This is a genomic window from Streptomyces sp. NBC_01465, assembly GCF_036227325.1.
Lineage (GTDB): Bacteria > Actinomycetota > Actinomycetes > Streptomycetales > Streptomycetaceae > Streptomyces.
The window spans coordinates 383,477-409,269 of the sequence record NZ_CP109467.1; the positions used below are offsets into that span (position 1 = coordinate 383,477).

The 25,793-nt window shown below is 71.5% G+C and carries 25 protein-coding genes; 14 read left to right on the forward strand and 11 right to left on the reverse strand.

Annotated features, from left to right (window positions below):
• Window positions 1-31 precede the first annotated feature (31 nt).
• Together OG707_RS01575 and lnt are read right to left on the reverse strand one after the other, a co-directional pair.
• Window positions 32-511, reverse strand: coding sequence for an NUDIX hydrolase (locus OG707_RS01575; RefSeq protein WP_329113477.1), 480 nt, complete (start codon window positions 509-511; stop codon window positions 32-34).
• A 9-nt stretch (window positions 512-520) separates the two neighbouring features.
• Window positions 521-2,101 carry an apolipoprotein N-acyltransferase gene (lnt, locus tag OG707_RS01580; RefSeq protein WP_443071253.1) on the reverse strand — a complete coding sequence of 527 codons (1,581 nt, stop codon included), beginning with the start codon at window positions 2,099-2,101 and terminating at the stop codon, window positions 521-523.
• Between the two features lie 183 nt (window positions 2,102-2,284).
• On the opposite strand from lnt, the gene OG707_RS01585 reads away from it, so the two are divergent.
• A complete protein-coding gene (locus OG707_RS01585) occupies window positions 2,285-3,367 on the forward strand; it encodes an O-antigen ligase family protein (RefSeq protein ID WP_329113479.1) in 1,083 nt (360 codons plus the stop codon).
• Here OG707_RS01585 and OG707_RS01590 read toward each other — a convergent pair.
• Complete coding sequence (locus tag OG707_RS01590; RefSeq protein ID WP_329113481.1) at window positions 3,335-3,892, reverse strand: hypothetical protein; 558 nt, start codon at window positions 3,890-3,892, stop codon at window positions 3,335-3,337. The two genes, OG707_RS01585 and OG707_RS01590, sit on opposite strands and share 33 nt — an antisense overlap.
• A gap of 59 nt (window positions 3,893-3,951) precedes the next feature.
• Window positions 3,952-4,737 (reverse strand): glutamate racemase, encoded by a 786-nt coding sequence (locus OG707_RS01595; RefSeq protein WP_329113483.1) that lies wholly within the window; start codon window positions 4,735-4,737, stop codon window positions 3,952-3,954.
• A 58-nt stretch (window positions 4,738-4,795) separates the two neighbouring features.
• Between OG707_RS01595 and OG707_RS01600 the strand changes: the two genes are divergently transcribed.
• A complete protein-coding gene (locus tag OG707_RS01600; RefSeq protein WP_329113485.1) occupies window positions 4,796-5,968 on the forward strand; it encodes a glycosyltransferase in 1,173 nt (390 codons plus the stop codon).
• Window positions 5,969-5,978: 10 nt separating this feature from the next.
• Here the strand turns inward: OG707_RS01600 and OG707_RS01605 are convergent, their stop codons facing one another.
• Window positions 5,979-7,232, reverse strand: a complete 1,254-nt coding sequence (locus tag OG707_RS01605; RefSeq protein WP_329113487.1) for a TerD family protein — start codon at window positions 7,230-7,232, stop codon at window positions 5,979-5,981.
• 260 nt (window positions 7,233-7,492) lie between these two features.
• Here OG707_RS01605 and OG707_RS01610 point away from each other — a divergent pair, with 260 nt between their 5' ends.
• The 4 genes from OG707_RS01610 to OG707_RS01625 all read left to right on the forward strand — a co-directional run bounded on the left by OG707_RS01610 (window position 7,493) and on the right by OG707_RS01625 (window position 11,992).
• Window positions 7,493-7,945, forward strand: a complete 453-nt coding sequence (locus tag OG707_RS01610; RefSeq protein ID WP_329113489.1) for a DUF6643 family protein — start codon at window positions 7,493-7,495, stop codon at window positions 7,943-7,945.
• Window positions 7,946-7,986: 41 nt separating this feature from the next.
• Window positions 7,987-8,820, forward strand: coding sequence for an MOSC domain-containing protein (locus tag OG707_RS01615; RefSeq protein ID WP_329113491.1), 834 nt, complete (start codon window positions 7,987-7,989; stop codon window positions 8,818-8,820).
• A gap of 70 nt (window positions 8,821-8,890) precedes the next feature.
• Window positions 8,891-9,496: an Rv1733c family protein gene (locus OG707_RS01620; RefSeq protein WP_329113493.1), complete on the forward strand. Its 606-nt coding sequence runs from the start codon at window positions 8,891-8,893 to the stop codon at window positions 9,494-9,496.
• A gap of 87 nt (window positions 9,497-9,583) precedes the next feature.
• Window positions 9,584-11,992: a right-handed parallel beta-helix repeat-containing protein gene (locus tag OG707_RS01625; RefSeq protein WP_329113495.1), complete on the forward strand. Its 2,409-nt coding sequence runs from the start codon at window positions 9,584-9,586 to the stop codon at window positions 11,990-11,992.
• Here the strand turns inward: OG707_RS01625 and OG707_RS01630 are convergent.
• Complete coding sequence (locus OG707_RS01630) at window positions 11,952-14,231, reverse strand: hypothetical protein (RefSeq protein ID WP_443071254.1); 2,280 nt, start codon at window positions 14,229-14,231, stop codon at window positions 11,952-11,954. The two genes, OG707_RS01625 and OG707_RS01630, sit on opposite strands and share 41 nt — an antisense overlap.
• Before the next feature lie 147 nt (window positions 14,232-14,378).
• Between OG707_RS01630 and OG707_RS01635 the strand changes: the two genes are divergently transcribed.
• Entirely contained in the window at window positions 14,379-15,218 is an 840-nt protein-coding gene (locus OG707_RS01635; protein WP_329113496.1) for a DeoR/GlpR family DNA-binding transcription regulator, read from the forward strand.
• Window positions 15,219-15,278: 60 nt separating this feature from the next.
• The gene (locus OG707_RS01640; protein WP_329113498.1) at window positions 15,279-15,761 is read left to right on the forward strand and encodes an SRPBCC family protein; all 483 of its coding nucleotides are present in this window, start codon (window positions 15,279-15,281) and stop codon (window positions 15,759-15,761) included.
• 3 nt (window positions 15,762-15,764) lie between these two features.
• On the opposite strand, the gene OG707_RS01645 is transcribed toward OG707_RS01640, so the two are convergent.
• Window positions 15,765-16,862, reverse strand: a complete 1,098-nt coding sequence (locus tag OG707_RS01645; RefSeq protein ID WP_329113500.1) for a PLP-dependent cysteine synthase family protein — start codon at window positions 16,860-16,862, stop codon at window positions 15,765-15,767.
• A 220-nt stretch (window positions 16,863-17,082) separates the two neighbouring features.
• Here OG707_RS01645 and OG707_RS01650 point away from each other — a divergent pair, with 220 nt between their 5' ends.
• Together OG707_RS01650 and OG707_RS01655 are read left to right on the forward strand one after the other, a co-directional pair.
• Entirely contained in the window at window positions 17,083-17,400 is a 318-nt protein-coding gene (locus tag OG707_RS01650; protein WP_329113502.1) for a hypothetical protein, read from the forward strand.
• A 141-nt stretch (window positions 17,401-17,541) separates the two neighbouring features.
• Entirely contained in the window at window positions 17,542-17,997 is a 456-nt protein-coding gene (locus tag OG707_RS01655) for an ATP-binding protein (protein ID WP_329113505.1), read from the forward strand.
• 32 nt (window positions 17,998-18,029) lie between these two features.
• Here the strand turns inward: OG707_RS01655 and OG707_RS01660 are convergent, their stop codons facing one another.
• The 3 genes from OG707_RS01660 to OG707_RS01670 are packed head-to-tail and all read right to left on the reverse strand — an operon-like array spanning window position 18,030 to window position 21,633.
• Window positions 18,030-20,600, reverse strand: coding sequence for an ABC transporter permease (locus OG707_RS01660; RefSeq protein WP_329113508.1), 2,571 nt, complete (start codon window positions 20,598-20,600; stop codon window positions 18,030-18,032).
• A complete protein-coding gene (locus tag OG707_RS01665) occupies window positions 20,597-21,355 on the reverse strand; it encodes an ABC transporter ATP-binding protein (RefSeq protein ID WP_329113510.1) in 759 nt (252 codons plus the stop codon). The genes OG707_RS01660 and OG707_RS01665 overlap by 4 nt, the downstream gene beginning before the upstream one ends.
• Entirely contained in the window at window positions 21,352-21,633 is a 282-nt protein-coding gene (locus OG707_RS01670; RefSeq protein ID WP_329113512.1) for an SHOCT domain-containing protein, read from the reverse strand. The genes OG707_RS01665 and OG707_RS01670 overlap by 4 nt, the downstream gene beginning before the upstream one ends.
• A 168-nt stretch (window positions 21,634-21,801) precedes the next feature.
• Between OG707_RS01670 and OG707_RS01675 the strand changes: the two genes are divergently transcribed.
• From OG707_RS01675 to OG707_RS01690, 4 genes are read left to right on the forward strand one after another with little or no spacing between them, the layout of a single operon-like run.
• Window positions 21,802-22,377, forward strand: a complete 576-nt coding sequence (locus OG707_RS01675; RefSeq protein WP_329113514.1) for a TetR/AcrR family transcriptional regulator — start codon at window positions 21,802-21,804, stop codon at window positions 22,375-22,377.
• Window positions 22,378-22,392: 15 nt separating this feature from the next.
• Entirely contained in the window at window positions 22,393-22,779 is a 387-nt protein-coding gene (locus tag OG707_RS01680; RefSeq protein WP_329113516.1) for a (R)-mandelonitrile lyase, read from the forward strand.
• Window positions 22,780-22,789: 10 nt separating this feature from the next.
• Window positions 22,790-23,368, forward strand: a complete 579-nt coding sequence (locus OG707_RS01685; RefSeq protein ID WP_329113519.1) for a DUF4865 family protein — start codon at window positions 22,790-22,792, stop codon at window positions 23,366-23,368.
• Window positions 23,362-24,261, forward strand: a complete 900-nt coding sequence (locus tag OG707_RS01690) for a phosphotriesterase family protein (RefSeq protein ID WP_329113521.1) — start codon at window positions 23,362-23,364, stop codon at window positions 24,259-24,261. Before OG707_RS01685 ends, OG707_RS01690 begins: the two co-directional genes overlap by 7 nt.
• A gap of 2 nt (window positions 24,262-24,263) precedes the next feature.
• Here the strand turns inward: OG707_RS01690 and OG707_RS01695 are convergent, their stop codons facing one another.
• Window positions 24,264-25,754: a ketol-acid reductoisomerase gene (locus OG707_RS01695; protein ID WP_329113523.1), complete on the reverse strand. Its 1,491-nt coding sequence runs from the start codon at window positions 25,752-25,754 to the stop codon at window positions 24,264-24,266.
• Window positions 25,755-25,793: the final 39 nt, after the last annotated feature.

A 25,793-nucleotide genomic window follows, 5' to 3' on the forward strand; every position in this document is an offset into this window, starting at 1 on the left:
GGTCCGCACCGATGTGGCCCGGACCCATACTTCACTCCGCGACGGTGGCGTCGAACCATGTGGGTTCGTCGCTGAGCGCCCTCTTGATCCGCGTCAGGTCGAAGTCGGCGAGCTCCGGCAGCGCGTCGACCGGGAACCATCCCACCTCGAGGGACTCGTCGTCGTTCACGCGTGCCTCCCCGCCCACGGCGCGGCACAGGAAGCTGGTGTCCATGAACTGGCAGCGGTCGCCGTTGGGGTACGTGATCGGCTTCAGCGCCTGCACCAGAATGATCCGCTCCGGTACGCACCGCACGGCCGTCTCCTCGAAGACCTCGCGCACCGCGGTCGTCGCCGGCTGCTCCCCCGGCTCCGGAATCCCGCCGATGATGGCCCACTTGCCCGTGTCGGCGCGACGGCCGAGCAGCACGCGTCCGTCGTCGTCGAGGACGACGACGCTCACGCCCGGCAGAAGGAGCAGCTGGTGGCCCGCGGTGGCCCTGATGTCGAGGATGAAATCGGGAGTTGCCATGTCACGACCCTAACCGCGGGCCTTCCTGATCTTGTACGTACGCGTGCCCGCCCATCCGATCCCGCCCAGCCCGACAGCGACCAGCAACCACTCGGGCAGGGTGCCGAGTTCGGTGGCCGGGGTGGTCGAGGAGCGCTTGGGCACCTCGGCGACCAGTGCGTCGGCGGTGAACATCTTCGTCTTCTGCGCGACGGAGCCGTCCGGCCGGATCACGGCGGTGACCCCTGTGGTGACCGGGACCATCACGGCCCGGCTGTGCTCGACGGCCCGCACCCGTGACATGGCGAGCTGCTGGTACGTCATCTCGCTGCGGTCGAACGTCGCGTTGTTGCTCGGTACGGAGATGATCTGCGCGCCCGCCTTCACCTGGTCGCGCACCGCCCAGTCGAAGGCCGCCTCGTAGCAGGTGACCGGGCCGATCTTCGTCCCCGCCATGTCGAACACCACGGACTTCTTGCCGGGCGTGAAGTCCTGGCGCACCAGGTCGACGTCGGAGCTGAAGATCCGGAAGAAGGAGCGGTAGGGCATGTACTCGCCGAAGGGCTGCAGCTGCCGCTTGTCGTACGTGGTCGTGGGGCCCTTCGTCGGGTCCCACAGGATCTGCTCGTTGAGCAGGTCGCCGTTCTTCGCGTTGACGACCGCGCCGACCGAGATGGGCGCGCCTATCGCCTTGGCCGCCTCGTCGATGGCCATGTACGCGTCGGCGTTGGCGTACGGGTCGATGTCGGAGGAGTTCTCCGGCCAGAGCACCAGGTCCGGCTGCTCGGCACGCCCCGCCTTCACATCGGCGGCGAGCTTCTTCGTCTCGCGTACGTGGTAGTCGAGCACCGCGCGGCGCTGGGAGGCGAAGTCGAGCCCCATCCGCGGGACGTTGCCCTGGATGAGGGCGACAGTGGTGGTGCCGTCCTCGGCCCCGTCGTCGACGAGGGGCAGCGCGGCAAGCCCCGCCGCGACAGGTACCGCGGCCAGCAGGGCGGCGCCCGCGACACCGCGCTCCCACACCCGGCGCTGCGCGTACGACCGCCGTACGAGCTCGCCGAGCCCGAATCCGCAGAGGACCACGGCGAAGCCCAGCACCGGGGTGCCGCCCACGGCGGCCAGCGGCAGGAAGACCCCTTCGGGCTGCCCGAAGGCGACCTTGCCCCAGGGGAACCCGCCGAACGGAACCCGGGCGCGGGCCGCCTCGACGGCGATCCACACACCGGCGGCCCAGAGCGGTGAGAGCGGCAGCCGCGAGACGTACGCGATCCCGGCCCCTGCCGCGGCGACGAACAGTGCCTCGATCGCCGCGAGCCCCAGCCAGGGTCCGGGGCCGACCTCGACGCCCGTCCACACCAGCAGCGGCAGGAGGAACCCCAGGCCCATCAGATAGCCGAGGCCGAAACCCGCCCTGGCCCGGCGGCCGTGCAGGACCAGGCCGAACAGCGCGAAGGCGAAAGGAGCCAGCCACCACAGCGGTCTCGGCGGGAAGCTTGCGTACAGCAGCAGTCCTGAGGCTGCCGCCAGGGCGGGCCGCACCAGCTTGCGGTAGCGCGGGACGGGCGCAGGCGGAGGGGCGGGGGCCTCGACAGGGGCGATGGTGGTGCTCACGCGGCGGAGTCTACGGTGACGGTCCTGGCCTGCGGCCTTCCGGTCCCCCACCGGTTGCAGCATCGATTCTGCGCAGGGTGTCCACAAACAGCCCCCACTGCCGTTAGCGTGTGCGCCAGTCCCTGCAGAGTGGCCGGATCCGGCCGTCGGGAGGGACCCGTCAGAGATCGGGGGGTCGACGGGATGGCCGCATCGGCGGACGACACTTCCGCTCGGGCCGGCGGCAGTGCGCCCGATGTCGTCGGGGTGCTCGTACTGAGCGGCTGCGCCGTCTGGGCGCTGGTCACCGCGGCGGGCCGCGAGGCGCGGCCCGAGGGTGTCCTGCTGGCCGTGCTCGCCCTCGCCGCGGGCTACGCCTGGGGCCGTATCTGCGGAACCCTGCTCCCGGTGGCCGCCGCCGTGGCCGCGGCGCTCGCCGCGCTGGGGCTGGCCGTCGGCTCGCGCCACGGTGTTCCCGGGGCGACGTCGGCCCATGCAGTGGGCCACACCGGTGCGACGGCCGCCCTGCTGGTCCTGGCGACGGGCGCGGCCTGCTCGGCCGCCTGGGCCGCGCGGCCGCCGGTGCTCAGGCTGGTGCTGCGGCTCTTCGCGGCGGCTCTTGCGGTGGCCGCGCTCCTCCTCGATTCCGTTCCCGGGTGCGTGGCCGCACTCGGCGTCCTGCTGTGCTCGCTCGCGGCAGCCCGGATGCGCAGCAGGGCCGCGGGCCTCGCGGGGCTGATTCTGGCCACGGGTCTTGTGGTGGGCGGGTCGTGGGCGGTGGCCGAGCACGCGCTTCCCGACGGTCTCGCCGTTTCGCTCGAGGACCAGCTCACGCAGAACCGGGTGCTGCTGTGGCAGGACGCGATCGGGCTGGCCAAGGAGCATCCCGCGCTGGGCGTGGGCCCCGACCGCTTCGGCGAGCTGAGCACGACCGCCCAGCGGTCGCTGGACCCCGACAGCAAACCGCACTCGGCGGCGCTGCAGCAGGCCGCCGAGGAGGGCGTCGTCGGTGTCTGCCTTCTCGCGGCCGCCTTCGGCTGGATCCTGTACGGGCTCTGGCGCTCGCCCCGGTCCACACCGGTGGTCCTCACGGCGGGTGCGGCGCTCACCGCGCTGGCCGCTCTGGCGAGCGTCGGCAACGCACTGAGCTTCACACCGGTGACCGCGGGCGCCGGACTGCTGGCCGGGCTGGCCACGGCCCGCCCGCAGGGCGAGAGCGCCGGTCCTGGCGGGGAGGATGCCGCGGAGACCGGGTCAGGCCTTGGCCGGCTTCCCACCGGCCACTAGAAGCAGCCGGTCGCGGATGACCCGTACGGCCGCCTCGGCATCGTCCACGGTGACCGTGAAGCTGCGCCCGTCGCCCAGCGTCAGGACCAGGCCCTCACCACGGCGTACGACCACGGCCGTGCCCTTCTCGGGACGCCAGCGGTATCCCCAGCCGCCCCACTGGCGCGGGGTGACGCGGGGCGCGAACTCGGCGTCCACCACGTGGTCGAGGGGGATGCGGCGGCGCGGCAGCCCGATGTGGCCGCAGCGCACTTCGAGGACGTCGCGGTCGACCTTCACCGCCACATGGACGAAGGCGAGGGTGCCGTAGAGCATGAGCAGTCCGGCGGCCACACAGCCGATCACGGACATCAGCAGCGGGGCGAGTCCCGAGGTCCACTCGGAGTCGACCGCGAGCTCGACACCGAGAGCCATGCAGGCCGCACCTGCTGCGGCGAGCAGCCACTGACCGCGATTGGTCGCACGGCCGGTCCAGACTGCCGTTTCGGGAGCTGCGTTCTGGGTGGGGTCGCTCTGATCCCTCATACGAAGCAGGGTACTCACGTTCAGGCGCCGCGGCAGTGGTTCTGCGGCGCCTTCCGCGGTCAGTGTGCGGGACTCATCGCCTCGAGCAGGCGGCCTTCCACATAGGCGAGCGCGGCATCGGGCAGGGCGGCGTGACGACCGCTGAGTAGGACGGTCAGCCCGGTGCTCGGCGCGGCTGCCGGGGAGGGCCCGGAACCGATCCGGCGCAGCGCCTGAGCCGCCACCGCCTCCGCGGATCCATGCAGGACGACCGGGGCGGCGCCGGGCTGCTGTACAGCTGTACGGATCCGCTCGGCGACGAGCTCGTAATGGGTGCAGCCCAGGACGACGGTCCTTACACCGGCCGGGGTGAGCGCGGCCGCGGCGGCGACGGCACGGTCGATCGCAGCCTCGTCCGCCTGCTGTACCGCGTCCGCCAGGCCGGGACAGGGCACTTCGGTGACGTCGACGCCCGCGGCGAAGTCGCGGATCAGTCCCCGCTGGTAGGGGCTGCCGGTGGTGGCGGGGGTGGCCCAGATGGCGACGGGTCCGCCGCCGGCCGCGGCCGGCTTGATCGCGGGCACCGTACCGATGACCGGAATCTGCGGCTCCAGCTCGGCGCGGAGGGTCGCCAGTGCGTGTACGGAGGCCGTGTTGCAGGCGACGATCAGCGCATCGGGGCGGTGCGCGGCGGCCGCGCGGGCCACGGCCAGCGCGCAGGCGGCCACGCCCTCGGGGGTATGACGCCCCCAGGGCATTCCGTCGGGGTCTGAGGAGAGGACCAGATCTGCGTCCGGTCGCAGTCGGCGCACCGCGGCAGCTGCCGCGAGCAGGCCGATCCCGGAGTCCATGAGCGCGATCTTCACCCGGTCACCTTAGTCGACCACCCCTGCGAACCCTGCTTCGTGGGGCAGACTTCGGCGGATGAGCGTCATGGCATGGATCGCCGTCGGATCGCTGGCCGCCTGGCTGTGGCTGCTCCTTGGCCAGGGTTTCTTCTGGCGCACCGATCAGCGCCTGCCCGCGCGCACGGACCCGCCCCACTGGCCCCGTGTCGCGATCGTGGTGCCCGCCAGGGACGAGGCCGAGGTGCTGCCGCTGAGCCTCCCCTCCCTGCTGGCCCAGGACTATCCCGGGGAGGCCGGGATCCATCTGGTCGACGACGGAAGTTCGGACGGTACGGGGGAGCTGGCGCGCTCACTCGCCGAACAGCACGGCGGACTGCCGCTGACCGTCGTGTCGCCGGGCGAGCCCGAGCCCGGTTGGACCGGGAAACTCTGGGCGCTGCGGTACGGGATTTCCGTCGCCCGGGAGAGCGAGCCCGAGTATCTGCTTCTCACGGACGCCGACATCGCCCATGAGCCGGACAGTCTGCGGGAGTTGGTGGCCGCAGCCCGGTCGCAGGACCTCGATCTGGTCTCCCTGATGGCCCGGCTGCGGGTGGCGAGCCTGTGGGAGCGGCTCGTCGTCCCGGCCTTCGTCTACTTCTTCGCCCAGCTCTATCCGTTCCGGTGGATCAACAGGGCCGGGGCCAGGACGGCGGCCGCGGCCGGCGGCTGTGTGCTGCTGCGCACCGAGGCCGCCGAGCGGGCACGCGTACCGGAGTCGATCCGTCAGGCGGTCATCGACGACGTCTCGCTCGCCCGGGCGGTGCAGGGCAGTGGCGGGCGGATCTGGCTGGGGCTCGCCGAGCGTGTGGACAGCGTCCGTCCGTATCCGGGCCTCGGTGACCTGTGGCGGATGGTCTCGCGCAGCGCCTACGCGCAGTTGCGGCACAGTGTGCTGCTGCTCGCCGGTACGGTCGCCGGACTCGCGGTGGTCTACCTCGCGCCGCCGGTCGCACTGCTGGCCGGGCTGCTCACCGGGGATGTGCCCGCCGCCTGGGCGGGCGGTCTCGCCTGGCTGGTGATGGTGGGCACGTATCTGCCCATGCTGGCCTACTACCGGCAGTCGCTCTGGCTCGCGCCGCTGCTGCCGTTCACCGCGTTCCTCTACTTGCTGATGACGGTGGACTCCGCGGTGCAGCACTACCGCGGCCGCGGCGCCGCCTGGAAGGGGCGGACGTACGCCCGCCCGGAGACGGCGCCGGACCGCTGAGGCGGCCGGGTCACTTCCTGCCGGGCGTCCAGTTCATGCCCCAGCCGTAGGCGCGGTCCATGGTCCGCTGCGGGCTCACTCCGCGGTCGGGCACCAGATAGCGGGCCTCGCGCTGCACGACGAGGTCTCCCCCGTTGTTGGTGATGAGCGCCAGGGCGCAGACCGTGGACGGCACGGTGCATTCGTCCAGCGAGAAGTCGATGGCCGCGCCGTGCTGCGGCTGGAGGGTGACGGTCGCGTGGAGGTCGGCGAAGCTGCGGGCGCCCTCGTAGATCGTCACGAAGATGATGACGCGGCGGAGCTTGTCCTTGTGGTCGAGGTTGATGGTGAGGTTCTCGCCGGTGTCCACGGCTCCGGTGCGGTCGTCGCCGTCGAGTTGGATGTACGGCGGCTGGTTGACCGCCCCGAAGGCATTGCCGAGGGCCTGGACCACGCCCTTGCGGCCGTCGGTCAGTTCGTACAGCGCACAGAGGTCGAGGTCGAGGTCGGCGTGCTGGGCGACGGCCCGGCCCAGTTTGGCGCCCCAGCCCTTGAACTGTTTGCGCACCTGCCAGTTGAGGTTGACCCTCATCGCGCCCGAGGTGCCGCCCTGTTTGGCGAGGGAGACGGTGGGCGCCTCCTTCGTGAGGGTGACCTTGGACAGCCGTACGGGTGCGGGGGCGGCGGCCGGGGGTGCGGGCGGGGGCGGGGGCGCCTGGACGGGCTGCGGGGGCTGCGCCTGCGGCTGGGGTTCGTCCACGCTGATCCCGAAGTCCGTTGCCAGACCGGCGAGTCCACTGCTGTAGCCCTGACCCACGGCGCGGAATTTCCACGCTCCCTGACGCCGGTAGAGCTCGCCGAGCAGAAAGGCCGTCTCTACAGAAGCGTCCTGACTGTCGAAGCGTGCGAGCTCCGCGCCACTGCCCGCGTCGAGCACCCGGATGTACAGACCGGGGACCTGTCCGAAGCTGCCGCCGTCGGCCGAGGCGGCCAGCACGATGCGCTCGATGGAGGGCTCCACGCGGGCGAGATCAACGGCGAGGGTGTCGCTCACGCCGTCCCCTGCGGGCTTCTTGCCCTCGTGGCGCACGGCGCCGGAGGCATGGGCGGGCTGGTTGTAAAAGACGAAGTCGGCGTCGGAGCGGACTTTCCCGGACGCCAGCAGCAGAGCCGAGGCATCGACGTCCGGCACGCCCGGGCCCGAACGCCAGCCCAATTCGATACGAACGGCCTGAGCCGACACCGGAACATTGGTTCCCTTAAGCATTGTCATGCTCGCCCCCATCGTGCGTCCGGGTGCCGAAGTTTTCTGTGCGCCCAACCTAATCCGTGACGGCATGCGAAGCCCATGGACGGCACTGCAAGATCATGTACGGACCCGCGGGTAACCCCCTTACGAGCTGGCCTTTACACGATCCGAACGCCGGGCGACGACCGTTTTTCCCACGTTCGCTCGGATTGGGGATGCCCAGTCACACACAACGCGCAAAACAACCCTCTTATCGGGCTCCCCATCCAGCACATCGTCGGCTTTACTTATGTGCCATGACCTCCCCCCGCGCCACCTACGGCGGCGGTTACTACTCCGCGCCGTCCTTCCCGGACACTCCGATCTACGATTCCCTCGTCGCAGAGCGGGGCACGCCTCAGATCGCCCCGATCCGAGTGCCTTCCGCGTACGACACCGGCAACAGCTACCTGCCGGCCCTTCCGTCCGCCCTGCCGGCGCTGCCGGCCGGTCCCTCCGCCCAGCACAATCCGTCGTACGGCTACCAGCAGCCGATGGCCCAGCCGGTGCCCGCGCAGGGGTACGCCCCGGCTCCGTACATCCCGCAACAGGCCGCCGGCCCCCGCGGCTACCCGGGGCCACAGGCCCAGATGCAGCGACCCCCGGCCGGCAGCGGTTACGAGGCGATGCGCCCGGCGGCGCCGCGTCCCGCGCCCGCGCCGTACGAGGACCCGTACAACCGCCCCTACCAGGGAGGCCGGGGGTACTGACCGGTCGGACTGACGTCCGACCGGGCTGGCAGGATGGCCGTATGTCTCATGCGGTTCATGCTGTTCTGTCCTCACTCCACGTCCATCCGGTCAAGTCGCTCAGGGGGTGCGCGCAGGGCTCGGCCGTCGTCGAGCCCTGGGGTCTTGCCGGGGACCGCAGGTGGATGCTGGTGGACACCGGGGGGAAGGTGGTCACCCAACGCCAGCACGCGCGCCTGGCGTTGGCCGGTGCCGAGTGCGGCGCCGACGGTTCGCTGCGGCTGTCGGCCCCGGGCCGCGAGCCGCTGACGGTCGCCGTGCCCGCTCCGTCGGGGACCATGACCGCCGCGCTCTTCCGCGAGAAGGTCGAGGTCGTCCTCGCCGACGACGCGGCCCATGCCTGGTTCAGCGCGTACCTCGGGGCCGAGGTGCGTCTCGTACATCTCGACGATCCGGCACACCGGCGCCCGGTGGACCCGGCCTTCGCCCGGCCCGGGGAGACCGTCAGTCTCGCCGACGGCTATCCGCTGCTGCTCACCACGGAGTCGTCGCTCGACGCCCTCAACTCCCTGGTGGCGCAGGGGGAACACGCCGGCGAGGGGCCGCTGCCGATGAACCGGTTCCGGCCCAATGTCGTCGTGTCGGGCACCGTGCCGTGGGCCGAGGACGACTGGTACCGCATCGCGATCGGCGAGGTCTCCTTCCGGGTGGCCAAGCCCTGCGACCGCTGCGTGGTGACCACCACCGACCAGGAGACGGCGGAGCGGGGCAAGGAGCCTCTGCACAGCCTCGCCCGTCATCGCCGGGCCGGCAGCGATCTCCTGTTCGGGCAGAACCTCGTGCCCGAGACCACCGGCACCCTCCGCGTGGGTGATGTGGTGCACATCCTCGAATAGGAACCCCCCTCCGCGGGAACTCGCCGGGGAGGCGGGCGCGTTGAACGGACGCGGAAGGGGGTGCGGGACTGTGCGAGCAGCTGGTGGCGTGTGGCGCTGGCGGCGCAATCCTCTGCGTCGCGGTACGGATCTCGTCGAGGCCTGGGTGGCACTGGCGGCCGTGCTGCTGATCGTGCTCAGCGTCCCGGTCGTGGGCTGGTGCTGCGGAGCGCTGACCGACCGGACACTGGAGCGTGCGGTGCAGAACCAGCACCGGCAGCGCCATGCCACGACGGCCCTGGTCGTCCGGACCCTGCCGGGTCCTGCGGTGTCGGCGAACCCGGACGGATCGGCGGACGGATCGACCCGCAGCCGTGTCCTGGCCAACTGGACCGCCACGGACGGGAGTCGGCACACCGGCGTACTGATCGCCGGCAAACTGCACAACAAACCCGGGGACAAACTCCCGATATGGACGGACGACCACGGCACCGTCGTGAACCGCCCCCTGGACACCACGACGGCCCGGGCCCACGCCGTGCTCGCGGGCATCGCGGCGGCCGGGGCTGCCGCCGGCCTCGTCGTCGGCGCCCAGCAACTGATCGTATGGCGACTGGTGCACCGTCGGTACGCCCGTCTCGACCGCGCCTGGGCCGAGGCCGGTCCGGACTGGGGGCGAACGGGGACGGGGAGCTGAGAGCGGTCAACTCCCCCGCTCCGCGCGCGCTACGGTGGAGCAGCCAGAACGGACGCGTTACGTACGAGGTGGGGGCAGAGCAGCACCATGGCTCAGGGCACGGTCCAGGTGACCTACACCGGCACATCGCGGTGGCGGCGCCGCACAGGCGAATACGCCTCCCTCGCCGCAGCCCTGGAGGCCGCCGGTGACGGCGACGTCCTCACCATCGCTCCCGGTACGTACAGAGAGAACCTCGTCGTGCAGCGCGCGGTCACGCTGCGCGGCCCCGAGGGCGCGCTCGGCTCGGTGCGGATCGCACCGGTCGACGGTGTCGCGCTGACCGTGCGCGCCTCCGCCGTCGTCAGCGATCTGCACCTGGAGGGCCAGGACTCGGCAGCCCCCGCGCTCCTGGTCGAGGACGGCACCCCCGAGTTGAACGATCTGCGGGTCGTCACCCGTTCCGCGTCCGGGATCGAGGTGCGCGGGTCGGCCAGGCCGACCGTCCGGCGCTGCACGGTCGACAATCCCGCGGGCGTGGGCATCGGTGTACTGGACGGCGCCGGCGGGGTGTTCGAGGAGTGCGAGGTCGTCGCGGCCGGCCAGTCCGGGGTCTCGGTGCGCGGTGGCGCCCACCCGCGTCTGGAGCGCTGCCGGATCCACCACGCCACGGGATCGGGCTTGAGCGTCACCGGCGAGGGCACCGCCCTGGAGGCGGTCGGCTGCGAGATCTACGAGATCAGCGGCACCGGTGTGCAGATCGCCGCCCGCGCCACCGCCCACCTCACCGACTGCACGGTGCACCGCACTTCGACGGACGGTGTCACCCTCGACACCGATGCGATCCTCACGCTCTCCGACTGCGACATCCACGACATCCCGGAGAACGCGGTCGATCTGCGGTCCCGCTCGGTCCTCACCCTCACCCGCTCCGCCGTCCGCCGCTTCGGCCGCAACGGCCTGTCGGTGTGGGACCCGGGCACCCGGGTGGACGCCAACCAGTGCGAGATCCACGACAGTACGGGCGACTATCCGGCGGTCTGGGTCAGCGACGGCGCGACCGCCGTCCTCGACTCCTGCCGCGTCCACGACGTACCGGACGCGATCTTCGTCCTGGACCGCGGATCGCGCGCCGACGTCGTCGACAGCGACCTCTCACAGATCCGCAACACCGCGGTGTCGGTGAGCGACGGCGCGAGCGCGCAGCTCGACGACTGCCGTATCCGCGAGGCCGCCACGGGCGCCTGGTTCCGCGACCACGGCAGCGGCGGCACGCTCAACGGCTGCACCATCGACGCCGCGCAGACCGGCGTGATCGTGACCAAGGGCGCCGACCCCCGGATAGAGCGGTGCACGGTGACCTCCCCCGCCGAGGCGGGCTTCTACGTCTCCGCGGAGGGCCGCGGCACGTTCCACAACTGCCGGGTCACGGGCAGCAGCGGCTACGGCTTCCACGTCATGGACGGCTGCCGTACGACGCTGACCCGCTGCCGGACCGAGCGCTGTGCGCGCGGCGGTTACGAGTTCGCCGAGGACGGCCCCCTGGTCGAGGACTGCACCAGCGACGAGAGCGGAGTGCGGACCGAGCCCCAGGAGACGCCCCCCGTCCTGACCGCCACACAGACCACCGGACTGCTCGGCTCGATCCCGGGCCAGCGCACCGCGGAACCCGCCGCTGCCGCCCCCGCGCCCGCCGCCGACCCGCTGCGGCCGGCGAAGGCCGTCCTGGGTGAACTCGACGCGCTGGTCGGCCTGGAGAGCGTCAAGCGCGAGGTGCGCGCCCTCACCGACATGATCGAGATCGGCCGCCGCCGCCAGGAGGCGGGGCTCAAGGCCGCATCGGTCCGCCGCCATCTCGTCTTCACCGGCTCCCCCGGCACCGGGAAGACCACGGTCGCGCGGCTGTACGGAGAGATCCTGGCCTCGCTCGGAGTCCTGGAGCGCGGGCATCTCGTCGAGGTCTCCCGCGTGGACCTGGTCGGCGAGCACATCGGCTCGACCGCGATCCGTACGCAGGAGGCCTTCGACCGGGCGCGCGGCGGGGTGCTCTTCATCGACGAGGCGTACGCCCTCTCCCCCGAGGACTCCGGCCGCGACTTCGGCAAGGAGGCCATCGACACGCTGGTGAAGCTGATGGAGGACCACCGGGAGGCGGTGGTGGTCATCGTGGCGGGCTACACGGCCGAGATGGAACGCTTCCTGAACATCAACCCCGGTGTGGCGTCCCGTTTCTCACGGACCATCACCTTCAGCGACTATGCGCCCGACGAGCTGCTGCGGATCGTGGAGCAGCAGTCGGAGGAGCACGAGTACCGCCTCGCGGAGGGTACGGGCGAGGCGCTCCTGAAGTACTTCACCGTGCTCCCCAAGGGTCCCGCCTTCGGGAACGGGCGCACCGCCCGCCAGACCTTCGAGTCGATGGTCGAGCGGCACGCGGGCCGGGTCGCCCAGCAGGCGGAGGTCTCCACCGACGACCTCAGCCTGCTCCACCCCGAGGACCTGCCGGAACTTCCCTGACGCCCTGTTTCGGCAGCGACGCCGACTCGAGCTCGTTCAGCAGCCCGGTGCGCTCGCGGGCAAAGACCGGGTCGGCCTGGTAGTCCGAGTGGGCCAGGATCGGTGCGGGCAGCGGGTGTTCGCGGGTGCGCCCGTACGCGACCGGGTCGAGCAGCGGCCCTTCGTCCACTCCGCCCTCGACGCGTACCGGGCCGCCGATCGGGTCGGTGGAGCGCCACAGGTTGCGCCAGCAGTGCAGCTCCTCCTGGAGGTTGTGCAGACAGGCGGGGCCGAAGTACGCGGGGAACCACCGCCCGTAGAGCCGCTCCAGCGGGCAGCCGTACGTCAGCAGCGCGACCCTGCGCCGGGTGCGGGCGGGCAGCTGCCAGACCGCGGCCGCCGAGAGCACGCTGCCCTGGGAGTGCCCGGAGATGACGAGGCGTCCGCCGGTTCGGTCGGTCCAGGTGAACATCCGCCAGGTCAGGTCGGGGACGGCCCGCTCGGCGTAGCACGGGGGCGCGAAGGGGTGCGCGGCGCGCGGCCAGAAGGTGCCGACGTCCCAGAGGATGCCGATGGTCCGCCGGGCCGATGCGTCGCGGTAGGCCCGCCTGCCCCAGGTCACGAAGAGGACGAAGCCCAGACCCACCAGCCATGATCCCAGCGCCTGCGCGGTCTCGGCGGCGGACTCCACGACCTCGGGTGCACCGACGGCCGCCTTGCCGGGGACCTGGTCGCTCGCCCAGGCACCGACGAGCGCCCCGGCGCCGAGGAGCAGGGTGGCGGTCGCCATGATGCCGAGCAGGGCCGGTGCGGCGTCGGTGAGCTTGGCTCGCGAGCGGGCGCCCGCGATCTTGCGCGTACGGACGGTGTCGGGCTTCTCGCGGGGGTAGTCGTCCATGACCCGGCGCCCGGCCACCCGGGTGCGGTGCATGGTGCGTACGGCGAGGAAGGCGGCGGGGACCAGCAGCAGGACGAGGAGCAGCGGGATCACCGAGGCCTGCCAGCTGAGCAGCACCGGCGGCCCGGCGATGGAGGAGCCCATGCCGGGGGTGCCGCGGCCGTCCAGCCAGTCGGCCACGCGCTGGGCGACGCCGCCGGACATCACTCCGCCCAGGGCGCAGGCGAGCATCGCGACGGCAGGGCCGCCGAAGCCCCGGAGGGCGGTGCGGGCCTGGGGCGCCCGGCGGAAGAGGAGGGTCGCGACCACGGCGAGGGCCACCACCAGGACGCCCTGTCCGAGGGTGATGACGCCGAAGGTACGGTCGCCCGGCAGCGAGCCGTGGGAGGTCCAGCCGGGGCGGGACCAGGCCGCGTACAGCGCCGAGAGGACGAGCAGGACCAGGGCCGAACCGGGCAGCAGGGTCACGACGGCCCGGTCGAGTTCCTCGTCGAGCCGGCTCTCGGTGCGTCCTCTGCGGCAGACCACCCAGACCACAACTCCGGCCGCCACCATGAGCGTTGCCTCCAGGAGCCAGCCGATCGCCTCGAGGAGAGTGGCCGACGAGCGGCGGTCGAAGCCGACCGCGGCAGTGGTCAGCGCGGCGGCCACGGTCAGGAATCCGGCGGCCGTGTGCGCGGCGCGCAGCCGGGCCACCAGCCTGCGGCCGTACCAGAATCCGGGGGTGGAGAGGGCGGGCCTGGCGGTCGGTTCGGGGTCCTCTTCGTCGTCGGCGCCGGTCAGCGGCTGCTGTGACTCGTACGCGCTCCAGGTGCGGTTGGAGAGGTACCAGAGGAACGCGGTGAGCGCCGCGGGGACCACGGCGGCCAGCGCGAGGCGGCGGCCCGGCTGCGCCCACCAGCCGCCGTGCTGCGGGGAGAGGAAGCCGAGCCAGGACTTGGAGCGGGTGCAGGCTGCGGCGCCCGCGCACTGCCAGGCGGTCAGATCGAGCGCGACCTCGCACGCGGCGGCGACGAGGAGCACGGTGAGGCTGAGTGCGACCAGGCGCACCAGGACCCCGTACACGCGGACCGTCCTGGACAGGCCCCTGGTGGGGGGCCGCATCCAGTGCGCGAGGTTGACGACCATGAAGGGGAGCAGGAGGAGCCAGAGTGCGCGGGCGCCGTTGCCGGAGGTCAGGTTGGACCAGACGTACGCCTCCTGGACCGGTCCGCCGGACTCGGTCCCTGTGTCCGCGCTGCGCCGGTAGACGGCGGCGGTCTCGTCGCCCGTGACGCGGACGGTACGCGGGTCTCCGAGCATCTCCTGGGGTGTGGCTCCTCCGACGCCGTGGACGAGCAGCTCCAGCGATGGTGTGGACACGTCTGCGGCTCGCTCTCCTCGGGGGCAGGGACCAAGAATCCCGGATCACACATCGGCGCGGCAACCAGTGGGGCAGCCGGGGAATCGGCATGGGAGGATGAGAAACCCCTGTGCACGGCACGACGATGCGGAAGGACCGACTCTGCGGTGAGCGAGAATCAGAACCTGCTCGCGGAACAGCGTCGCGCCCTGATCCTGGACGAGGTCCGGCGGCGCGGCGGGGTCCGGGTCAATGAACTGACCCGGAAGCTCAAGGTCTCGGACATGACGGTCCGCAGGGACCTGGACGCGCTCGCCCGGCAGGGTGTCATCGAGAAGGTGCACGGCGGCGCCGTCCCCGTGGTCGAGGCGTCCACGCACGAGCCGGGGTTCGAGGCGAAGTCGTCGCTGGAGCTGAGCGCCAAGGAGGACATCGCGCGGGCGGCCGCGGCGATGGCCGTGCCCGGCAGTGCGATCGCGCTGGCCGGCGGCACGACGACGTACGCACTGGCCCATCAGCTCCTGGACGTACCGGATCTGACGGTGGTGACCAACTCGGTGCGGGTCGCCGATGTGTTCCAGTCGGCTCAGCGCCCGTCCGGCGGGAACGGGCAGCGTCCGGGGGCGGCGACGGTGGTGCTCACCGGCGGGGTCCGTACGCCGTCGGAGACGCTGGTGGGTCCGGTGGCCGACCAGGCGATCCGCTCCCTCCACTTCGATGTGCTGTTCCTCGGTGTGCACGGGATCTCGGCCGACGCGGGTCTGTCCACGCCCAATCTGGCGGAGGCGGAGACCAACCGGCGGTTCGTGCAGTCGGCGCGGCGCGTCGTCGTGGTCGCCGACCACACCAAGTGGGGCAAGGTGGGCCTGAGTTCCTTCGCCACGCTGGAGGAGGTCGACATCTTCGTCACCGACTCGGGGCTCTCCGCAGAGGTGCGCGAGGAGATCGAGGAGCATCTGCCGGGCCTGGTGGTCGCGGGCGAGGGCGAAGGCGCCGCAGACATCTGACGGTGTGCCAGCTATGGTGTCCGGGCCCGGCCCGCAGACCCTGTTGGAGGTGCACCACCCATGGCGCGTCAACTCCGCCCCGTGGAGCTCGACTTCGTGAACACCGCACCCCTGCGCCTGGTCTTCGCCGCGGAGGTCTCCGCCTCCGCGGACGCGGTGTACCAAGCGCTCGCGGAGGAAGTCGAGACCCTGCCCGAGTGGTTCACCGCGGTGAAGCTGGCGCGGCCGACGGCGGGCGGCGCGGCCCGCGAGGTCAGGCTGAAGGGTGGCGTCCACTTCCAGGAGACGATCCTGGCGAAGGAGCCCTCGACCCGGTACGCGTACCGGGTCGACTCCACCAACGCCCCTGGACTGCGCGCCCTGTTGGAGGAGTGGCTGCTGACCCCGACGGCGAACGGCACTCTGGTGCAGTGGACGTTCGCCGCCGACGGGTCCGCCCCGGTGCGTACGGGGATCAAGCTGGTCCGGGCGGGTCTGGGGCGGTCGTTCCGCGACGCGGTCCGCAATCTGGACCGGCGGCTGGCGGCGACACCCGCCCCGTAGAGGTCAGTCCGCCCAGCGTCCGGTGGCCAGGAGCGAGTCGATGGCCGCGGCGTACGGTGCGATGTCCAGGCCCTGTTCGGCGAGCCAGGCGTCCGAGTAGTACTTGTCGAGATAGCGGTCGCCCGGGTCGCAGATCAGGGTGACGACGCTTCCGGTGCGGCCCTCGGCGACCATCTCGGCGACGATCTTCAGCGCGCTCCACAGCCCGGTGCCGGTGGAGCCGCCGGCCTTGCGGCCGATGGCCTGCTCCAGGGCGCGTACGGCGGCGACGCTCGCCGCGTCGGGCACCTTCATCATCCGGTCGATCGCACCGGGGACGAAGCTCGGCTCCATCCGGGGCCGGCCGATGCCCTCGATCCGCGATCCGCAGTCGCTGGTGGCGAGCGGGTCGTTGTTGGTCCAGCCCTCGAAGAAACAGGAGTTCTCCGGGTCGGGGACGCAGATGCGGGTGTCGTGCTGCATGTAGTGGACGTAGCGCGCGATGGTCGCCGAGGTGCCGCCGGTCCCGGCGGTCGCCACGATCCACGCGGGCTCGGGGTAGCGCTCCAACTTCAGCTGCTGGTAGATGGATTCGGCGATGTTGTTGTTGCCCCGCCAGTCCGTGGCACGCTCCGCGTAGGTGAACTGGTCCATGTAGTGGCCGCCCGACTCGGCGGCCAGCGAGGCGGCTTCCTCGTACATCTTCCGCGAGTCGTCGACGTAGTGGCACTTCCCGCCGTGGAACTCGATCAGCCGGCACTTCTCGTGGCTGGTGGTGCGCGGCATCACCGCGATGAACGGCACCCCGATCAGCCCGGCGAAGTACGCCTCGGAGACCGCGGTCGAGCCGCTGGAGGCCTCGATGACGGGCTTGCCGGGGCGGATCCAGCCGTTGCACAGCCCGTAGAGGAAGAGCGAGCGGGCGAGACGGTGCTTGAGGCTGCCGGTCGGGTGGGTCGACTCGTCCTTCAGATAGAGGTCGATGCCCCAGTGCTCGGGGAGCGGGAAGCGCAGCAGATGCGTGTCCGCGGAGCGGTTGGAGTCGGCCTGGACCTTACGGACGGCCTCTTTCAGCCAGGCCCGGTACTCCGGATCGCTGCGGTCCACGTCGATGGTGTTCATCCGCGCCACTCCTCGTCGGTTCGACTTCCCTCACCTCTGGCCAACATACGCCCCTCACCTGCACAAACGTTCACTTTGATACGCCATAGCAGTTGCTTGTGGGCCGGGAGTGAGAAGCGGCCGATCCCTTCGCCGATCCGTTCACCGTGCACACTGGTGCGCGGGCCCGGGCCCCGGCAGACTGCACCGCAGGAGTCGACGCGAAGGGGGCGGGACGGCCATGGCGGAACCGGAGTTCACTGCGACGGGCGTACGGATAGAGCGGTGGCCCCGCTCGCTCACCCGGGCGGGGAAGGTCCTGATCAAGGACGGCAGGCTGGCGCTGCTGACGAGCAGCGGGCGGGAGATCGACAGTGCCCCGCTGGGGACGGTCAGTGCGGGCCGGCCCTGGTTCGCGGGGGGCGACCGTACGGTGGCAACGGTCAACGGCACGCGCTACCGGCTGACCATGGGGCGGCCGGACCGTATCCCCGACGCATCAGGGGTGGTCAGCCGCTTCCTCGACGCCGTGCGGGACGCACGGGGCGCACGGGACTGATGAGGCGCGAGTTGCGCGGCCGTATCCGCTGGGCGACCCTGGTCTCACATCACTGAGGGTTCACCGGCGGTCACACTGAGATCCAGTTTCACTCCGCCGGTCCACACAGCACTTCCGGACCTCATTCGGGGAGTCGCAGTCGTGATCAGCCAGCCAAGCAGGCATTGCACGGTGGAGCTGCAGGCTCTGCCGTCGCGGATCGGGCAAGTCCGCAGAATCGTATCGGCGCAGTTGCGCTACTGGCATCTCGATCCTCTGATCGACCAGGCAGCGCTGGGCGTCACCGAATTGCTCACCAACGTCCATCGTCATGCCCAGCCGGACAAGATGTGCATCGTCGAGATCGAGCTGCTGCTCGACCGGCTCACGGTGTCGGTGCATGACCACGATCCCCATCTGCCCACGGTCCGCGACGCGGATCCACTCGCCACGTGCGGGCGCGGTCTCGCGATGATCGCGGCGGTGAGCGAGAGCTGGGGCGTACGACCGGAGGGCCCGACGGGAAAGGTCGTGTGGTTCACGCTGCCCGCGCCCACCCCCGCCGTGGCGCTGCCGCCCTGCCCCGAGCGGATGGCCCGGTCCGCCGTTGCGGGCTGACCGGGCCGTGCACGGTGCGCAGCTGCCGGGGCCTATTCGGTGGCGATGGCGCGCAGCACGTCCAGGCGCGCCGCCCTGCGAGCAGGGCGCCACCCGGCGAGCGCTCCGGCGGTCAGTCCTACGACCACGATCACCGCGAGCCGCACCGGCGGGAGCGCGAAGGCGAATGCGGTGTCCCCCGCCCCTTCCGAGGCCTTGACGAGCACCCAGCCGAGGAACGCTCCCAGTCCCACGCCGCCCGCCGTGCCGAAGGCGGCCACCAGCACCGACTCCCAGCGGACCATGGCGCGCAGCTGCCTGCGGGTCTGTCCGACGGCGCGCAGCAGGCCGAGTTCGCGGGTGCGCTCGTGGATGGCGAGGGTGAGCGTGTTGGCGATGCCGAGCAGCGCGATGAGTACGGCGAGCGCGAGCAGGGCGTAGACCAGCGTCAGCATCATGTCGATGCCGCCTGCCGAGGACTGCGCGTACTCGCCGCGGGTCTGTACGGACGGGCTGCCGTAGGCGGCTGCGGTCTTCTTCACGGCGGCCTTGCCGTCCGCTGCCGTCACTCCGTCCTTGAACGCGACGGCGACCAGGGTGTCGGAGTCCTGGCCGCGGTGCGGGGCCCAGGCCTGGCGGGTGATCAGGTAGTCGCCGGGGAGCTCCCAGCGGCTGTACTCCGCCCGTATGGTGAAGGTCTGCTTCTTGCCGTCGGTGAAGGCGAGGGCGACCGTGGAGCCCGGCTGCCAGCCGCGCTTGTCGGCCTCCTTCTGCGAGACGGCGATGCCGTCCGTGCCGAGCGATTCGAGCGAACCGGTGACTGTGCCGAGGTCCAGGACCCTGGCGAGCGCTGCCGGGTCGGTGACGGTGAGATTGCGTCCCGTGCCGTTGACTTCCGCGACGCCCTTACCGAGGCCGACCGCTGTGTCCACCTCGGGGAGCTTGGCGAGCGCGGGGCCCAGCGCGGGGCTGAGTCCGCTGCCGCCCGCTCCGAACGCCGGGGCGCTGACGGCCAGATCGCCGGCGAAGGCGCGGTCCACCGTCTGGTCCATGGTCGCCTTCAGCGAGGCGGCGAAGACCGTGAAGAGCGAGACGACGGCGACGCCGATCATGAGCGCGGTCGCGGTGGCGGCCGTGCGCTTGGGGCTGCGCAGCGCATTGCGCTTGGCGAGGCCGCCGGTGACGCCGCGCAGGCGGTCGAGGGGTCCGCCGAGAGTGCGTACGGCGAAGGAGGACGCGACGGGACCGAGGACGACGAAGGCCACCAGGGCCAGGACCGCGCCCGCCGCGGAGAGCCAGATGGACGGGGAGAGCAGGGCGCCGGTGAGGACGGTGGCGATCGAGGCGACGCCGAGGGCCGTACCGGTGACCGCCCGGGTGCGGGACGCCCCGGAATGGTCGACCGCCGTTTCGCGCAGTGCGGCCAGGGGCGCGGTGCGTCCGGCGCGGACGGCGGGCAGCAGGGCGGAGCCCAGGCAGACGAGGATCCCGACGGCGAGGGGCAGCGCCAGGGAGAGGCCGCTGATCACCAAGTCGCCCTTGGGGAAGGGGAATCCGATGACCGGGAAGAGAGCTTGAAGGCCTGCCGCGATGCCGATGCCGCCGAGGAGTCCGGCTGCGGATGCCGTGACGGCGACGACCGTCGCTTCGGCGAGGGTCGAGGAGACGACCTGGCGGCGGGAGGCGCCGAGGGCGCGGAGCAGGGCGTTCTCGCGGGTGCGCTGGGCGACGACGATCGCGAAGGTGTTGTGGATGGAGAAAGTCGCGACGAGGAGCACGATGCCGGAGAAGACCAGGAGGAGGGCGGTGAAGAGGGTCAGGAACTGGCCGGAGACGGCGTCCTGGCTCTCCTGCGCGGACTCCTCTCCGGTGATGGCCTCAACTCCCTTGGGAAGTACGGGTTCCAGGGCGTCGACGAGCTGCTGCTGCGTGGTGCCCGGGCCGGCCCTGACCTGGATGGACGACGCCTGGTCCGGCTTGGGCGTGAGGTACTTCGACGCGTCGGCCAGGGTCATTCCGGTGTAGGTGACCTGGGCCATCCCGTCCTCGCCGCCGAAGGTGGCCAGGCCGACGATGCGGACGGTGACCGGGTCGGGGGTGCGCAGCACGGTGGTGTCGCCGAGCTTGAGGCCGCCCTTGTCGGCGGCGGCGCGGTTGACGACGACCTCGCCGGGGGCGCTCGGGGCGCGGCCTTCGGCAAGCTGGTACGGGTTGAGCTTCGGGTCGTCGATCCAGTTGCCGGCGAGGGTGGGCGGGCCCTGACCGCCGACGGGTTTGCCATTGGAGCCGACGAGTTGGCCCGCTCCCTGGATGTCCGGAGCCGCGGCGGCGACACCCGGAGTGCGCCGGATCGTGTCGACGAGGGTGGTGCTCACCGGCTGGCGGGTGCCCTGGCCCTCACCGGAGACGGTGACCACGTTGGAGCTGCGGACGACCGCGTCGGTGCTGCCTGTGGCATTGGTGAAGAGGGTGTCGAAGCTGGCGCGCAGCGTGTCGCCCATGACGAGGGTGCCCGCGAGGAAGGCGACGCCGAGGAGAACCGCGGTGAAGGTCCCCGCGAAGCGCCGCTTGTGGGCGCGGAGCGAGGAGAGGCTGATGCGGAGGGAAGCGGGGAGCCTGCTCATGTCTGAACACCCCTGGTGTCGAAGGCTTTGAGCCGGTCGAGGACCCGGTCGGCGGTGGGACTCTGCATCCGGTCGACGAGCCGGCCGTCGGCGAGGAAGACGACCTCGTCGGCGTGGGCGGCGGCCACCGGGTCGTGCGTGACCATCACGACGGTGCGGTCCATCTGGCGCACCGCGCGGCCGAGCAGACGCAGGACCTCTTCGCCGGAGCGGGAGTCGAGGTTGCCGGTGGGCTCGTCCGCGAAGACGACGTCCGGGCGTCCGGCGAAGGCGCGGGCGACGGCGACGCGTTGCTGCTGGCCGCCGGAGAGTTCGCTGGGCCGGTGGTGCAGCCGGTCGCGCAGTCCGACGACGTCGATGAGCGCGTCGGTCCACTCCTGGTCGCCGCGGGCTCCGGCGAGGTCCTGCGGGAGGGTGATGTTCTCGGCGACGGTCAGGGTGGGGATGAGGTTGAAGGCCTGGAAGACGAAGCCGATCCGCTCCCGGCGGAGCAGGGTGAGGCGGCGGTCGTCCAGGCTGCTCAGTTCCGTACCGCCGATGAAGGCGGAGCCGGAGGTGAGCGTGTCGAGTCCGGCGGCGCAGTGCATGAGGGTGGACTTGCCGGAGCCCGAGGGCCCCATGATCGCGGTGAAACGGCCGGCCGGAAAGTCGACGCTCACCCCGTCCAGGGCCCTCACTTCGGTGTCGCCCCTGCCGTAGACCTTCACGGCGTCGACCACACGCGCGGCGGTTTCGGTACGGGTGGCGGTGCTCATGCCGCACCGCCCTTGGTGGCGCGCCCGAACTGCTCGTCCAGGACGGAGAGCCGGCGCCAGTACTCGTCCTCGTCGATCTCGCCGGCGGCGAAGCGCCGGCCGAGCATCGCGATCGGCGAGTGCTCGCCGTGGGCGGCCCTGACCTGCCAGGGGCCGCGGCGGCCGCGCCAGACGGTGCGGCGCAGGACGGTGACGACGGTGACGACGACGGCTGCCCAGATCAGCGGGAAGAAGAGGATCCACGGGCCGGGTCCGCCTGCGTGCGCGAGGGTGTTCATTTCGGTTCAGCTCCTCGGTGGGGATGGGCTGTTGCTCTGGTATCGAGCCTCCCGCCGGGAGGGGGGCCGGGTCGTCGTACGGCCAGCGGCAGTGGGTGTACCACCACGGGAGTACGCGGGTGGGTGGTCGGCTGCTTCCTCGGCCCTCTGGTTTCTGTACCTACTAGTATGTACAGTGAGCGCATGAGCACTCCGGAGCGTCTGATCGAGGCCACCCGCGAGCTCCTGTGGGAGCGCGGATACGTGGGCACCAGCCCCAAGGCGATCCAGCAGCAGGCGGGCGCAGGCCAGGGCAGCATGTACCACCACTTCACCGGGAAGCCGGATCTGGCGCTGGCCGCGATCCGGCGTACGGCGCAGGAGCTGCGTGCCACGGCCGACGCCACGCTCGGGATCGAGGGTTCGGCGTACGAGAAGATCGCGTCGTATCTGCTGCGCGAGCGCGACGTCCTGCGCGGCTGCCCCGTCGGGCGGCTCACGATGGACCCGGACATCATCGCCAGCGACGAGCTGCGCGCACCGGTCGACGAGACGATCACGTGGCTGCGCGGACGGCTGGCCGAGATCGCCCAACAGGGCGTGAGGGACGGCGAGTTCCCCGCCTCGGTGGAGCCCGGGGACGTCGCGTCGACGATCGTCGCCACGGTGCAGGGCGGCTACGTCCTGGCCCGCGCCTCCGGCTCGACCGCCGCTTTCGACGCGGGAGTCCGTGGACTTCTCGCGCTGCTCGCACCCCGCGACTGAGGAGAGAGACCGCACGTGCAGATCACCCGCAAGCGCCCCGACAGTGTGCAAGGTCCCGCGGAGAACTTCACCGGGACGGTGTGGCTCGACGAGATCAACGCACCTCAACCCGCGTCCCGCATACGGATGTTCAGTGTCCACTTCGCGCCGGGCGCCCGCACCGCCTGGCACACCCACCCGCACGGCCAGATCCTGCACGTCACCGAGGGCGAGGGGCTCGTGCAGCGCGAGGGCGGTCCCGTGGAGCCGATCCGCGCCGGTGACACCGTCTGGATCGAGCCGGGCGAACGGCACTGGCACGGCGCCGGACCGCGCACCTTCATGACGCATCTCGCGGTGGTCGAAGCGGCGGAGGACGGCACCACCATCACCTGGGACGCACTCGTCGACGCCGAGATCTGAGGAGCATTCCATGCATGCCATGCAGTACGAGATCACCCTCCCCGCCGACTACGACATGGAGATCATCCGCAAGCGGGTGGCCGCCAAGGGGCATCTGCTCGACGACTTCCCCGGGCTCGGCATCAAGGCGTATCTGATGCGGGAGCGCGGCTCGGACTCACCGGTCAATCAGTACGCGCCCTTCTATCTCTGGAACACGCCCGAGGGCATGAACTCCTTCCTCTGGGGGCCCGGATTCCAGGGCCTCGTCAACGACTTCGGGCGGCCCGAGGTGCAGCACTGGACCGGTCTCGTGTACGAGGACGGCCCCGCGGCCGGCGCCTCCGCGCGCCACGCCGTCCGGCGCAGGCAGCGGATCGCGGAGGGCGGTGACCTCGCCGCCGCGATCGACGAGGCGGTGCGCGAGACGCAGCGGCTGGCCCGTATCGACGGGGTGGTGTGCGCGGCGCTCGGCGTCGATCCGCGCCACTGGGAGCTGGTCCATTTCACCCTCTGGGAAGGGGCGCCGAGGGCGGTCGGCGACCGCTTCGAGGTGCTGCACCTCTCCGCGCCCGAGCGTGCGTCGCTGGTCCGCGGGAGGCAGTGGTGAGCTTCGTCCGTACGGTCCTCGGGGACGTCCCCGCAGGCGAGTTGGGCATCACTGACGCCCATGACCACTTGTTCATCCGCAGTCCGCTGCTGCCGGGTCTTGAGCTCGACGACCTGGAGCGGGCGGGCCGCGCGCTGCGGGAGTTCCGCGAACTCGGCGGCCGGACCGTCGTGCAGTGGACGCCGTACGGCATGGGGCGCGAGCCCGAGGCGCTGGTGGCGCTGGCCCGTGAGACCGGTGCGCATGTGGTGGCCGCGACCGGGTTCCACCAGGCGGGGAACTACAGCGCGGAGACGCTCGACCGGGTCCTCGGATCGCTCGCCGAGCTGTTCGTGACCGAGGTGACGGAGGGCATCGGGTCGACGGGTGTGCGCGCAGGGCTGATCAAGGTGGCCGGAAGCTTCCACGTACTGGACGCGCACGCCCGGACGACGATGCGCGCGGCGGCCGAGGCGCATCACCTCACGGGTGCGCCGATCGCCGTACACCTGGAGCTGGGAACGGCCGCGCTCGACGTACTCGACCTGCTGTGCGGTGAGTTGGGGGTTCCGCCCGGCCACGTGATCCTCGGACATCTCAACCGCTCCCCCGATTCCGCGGTGCATCACGAGGCTGCGCGTGCGGGTGCGTTCCTCGGGTTCGACGGGCCTTCCCGGGCCAACCACGCCACCGACTGGCGGCTGCCCGAGGTGCTGGCCGCGCTCGCGGATGCGGGGTACGGGGACCGGCTGCTGCTCGGCGGGGACACGGTCGTGCCGGAGACTCCGGGGATGCCGTATCTGCTGCGCAGGCTGCGGCCCCGGCTCGAACTCGCCCTGGGCGAGAAGCTGGTGGAGCAGATTTTGACCGCGAACCCGGCGCGCGCCTTCGCCCTGGCCGGGTCCGCGGGCTGAGGTCAGGACGTCACGGAGATGTCCACGGAGGGTCGCATCTCGGCGGCCGCCGCCAGCGCTTCGTGGACCGGGTTGGCGAGGAATGCCTTGATCAGGGACGGGTCGCCGGCCCCCGCGGCCGCCGGGTAGGCGATCTGCTCGTACGCTGCCTGGAACCTCGGCCCCCAGCGGCGGGTGCCGAGGCGGGCCGTCCGCGAGCAGTTGTCGACCATGTACGCGACGTCACGCGCGTGCATGTACGGCAGCAGGGAGTCGACCGCCTCGATGACCGACTCGTTGACGATCTCCGACCAGGGGTGGCCGCGGTCGGCGAACTCGTCGACCTGGGCCGTCATCGTGGCGATGAAGATCCCGGCGGTGAACGGGTCGACGGGCAGCTCGCGTTCGCAGCGACGCGCGCGCACCGCGCCGCCTGCCGCCCACATCGGGGAGGCGCCGACGACGGTCATCGGGCGGGCACCCAGGCGCTGTTCGGCGAGGATCACGCTGCGCAGCTCGGTGCCGTCCTCCACCTCGTCGTAGATCTCGGCAACGAGGTCGCGGGCGGGGCTGTACGCAGCCGCGTACGCCCGGTCGAAGATCTCCCGGCCGTCCGCGGTGAGTTCTTCGCGCACGGCGCGCAGGCCGGAGCGGGAGATGGTGCGGGCGATGGGTCCGGTCACGTTCTCGCAGGAGCGCTCGTACGCGGTGATCTCGTCGTCCCCGGCGATCCGGAAGTGCTGGTACAGGCTCTCGACCATGCCGTGGACGGCGCCGAGCAGGATGCCGCGTTCGCCGACGATGTCCGAGAGGAACTCGCCGCGCAGGGTGGTGCGGAAGGTGTACGGGGAGCCGAGCGCGACCGACCAGGCCAGGGCGCGGTCGGTGGCGTGGCCGTCGGGGTCGGCGTGGACGGCGAAGCTGCTGTTGATGCCTGCACCGTTGATCTCGGCGCCCTGTACGTACAGCCGGCGCACCGAGTCGCCCATGCCCTTGGGGCAGACGGCGATCACCCCATGCCCGGCGGGGAAGTCGCCGCCGGTCTCCCGCAGATGACCGAGCAGGAAGCCGTGGGAGAGCCCGATCGTGGCGCCGGGCGCGAGGGCGGCGAAGACCTCCTGGTGGTGGGCGGCGAGCGCGGCGTCGGCGATCAGCAGGATGACGAGGTCGCTGTCGGCGGTGACGGCGAGCCAGTCCCCCAGCGTGCCGTCCTCCTCGGTGAATCCGTGGGCGCGGGCGTCTGCGGCCGACGACGATCCCGGGCGCAGTCCGACGGCGACGCGGATGTCCGAACCGGCCAGTGAGTCACGGAGGTTGAGGGCCTGGGCGCGGCCCTGCGGGCCCCAGCCGATGACCCCGATCCGGCGGATCCCGCGGAAGGCCGCGGGAAGCAGCGGAAAGAGGTGCCGGCCGCCGCGCAGGATGGTCTCGGTGCCGCCGGGCACGTCCATCGTCTCGGTCGGGAAGACCGTCGAGGTAAAGGTGTTCGTCGTGGTGGAGGTCGTGGAGGTCATGCATGCCGTTGTAGGCTCCGCCGCGACATTGCGGCAAGC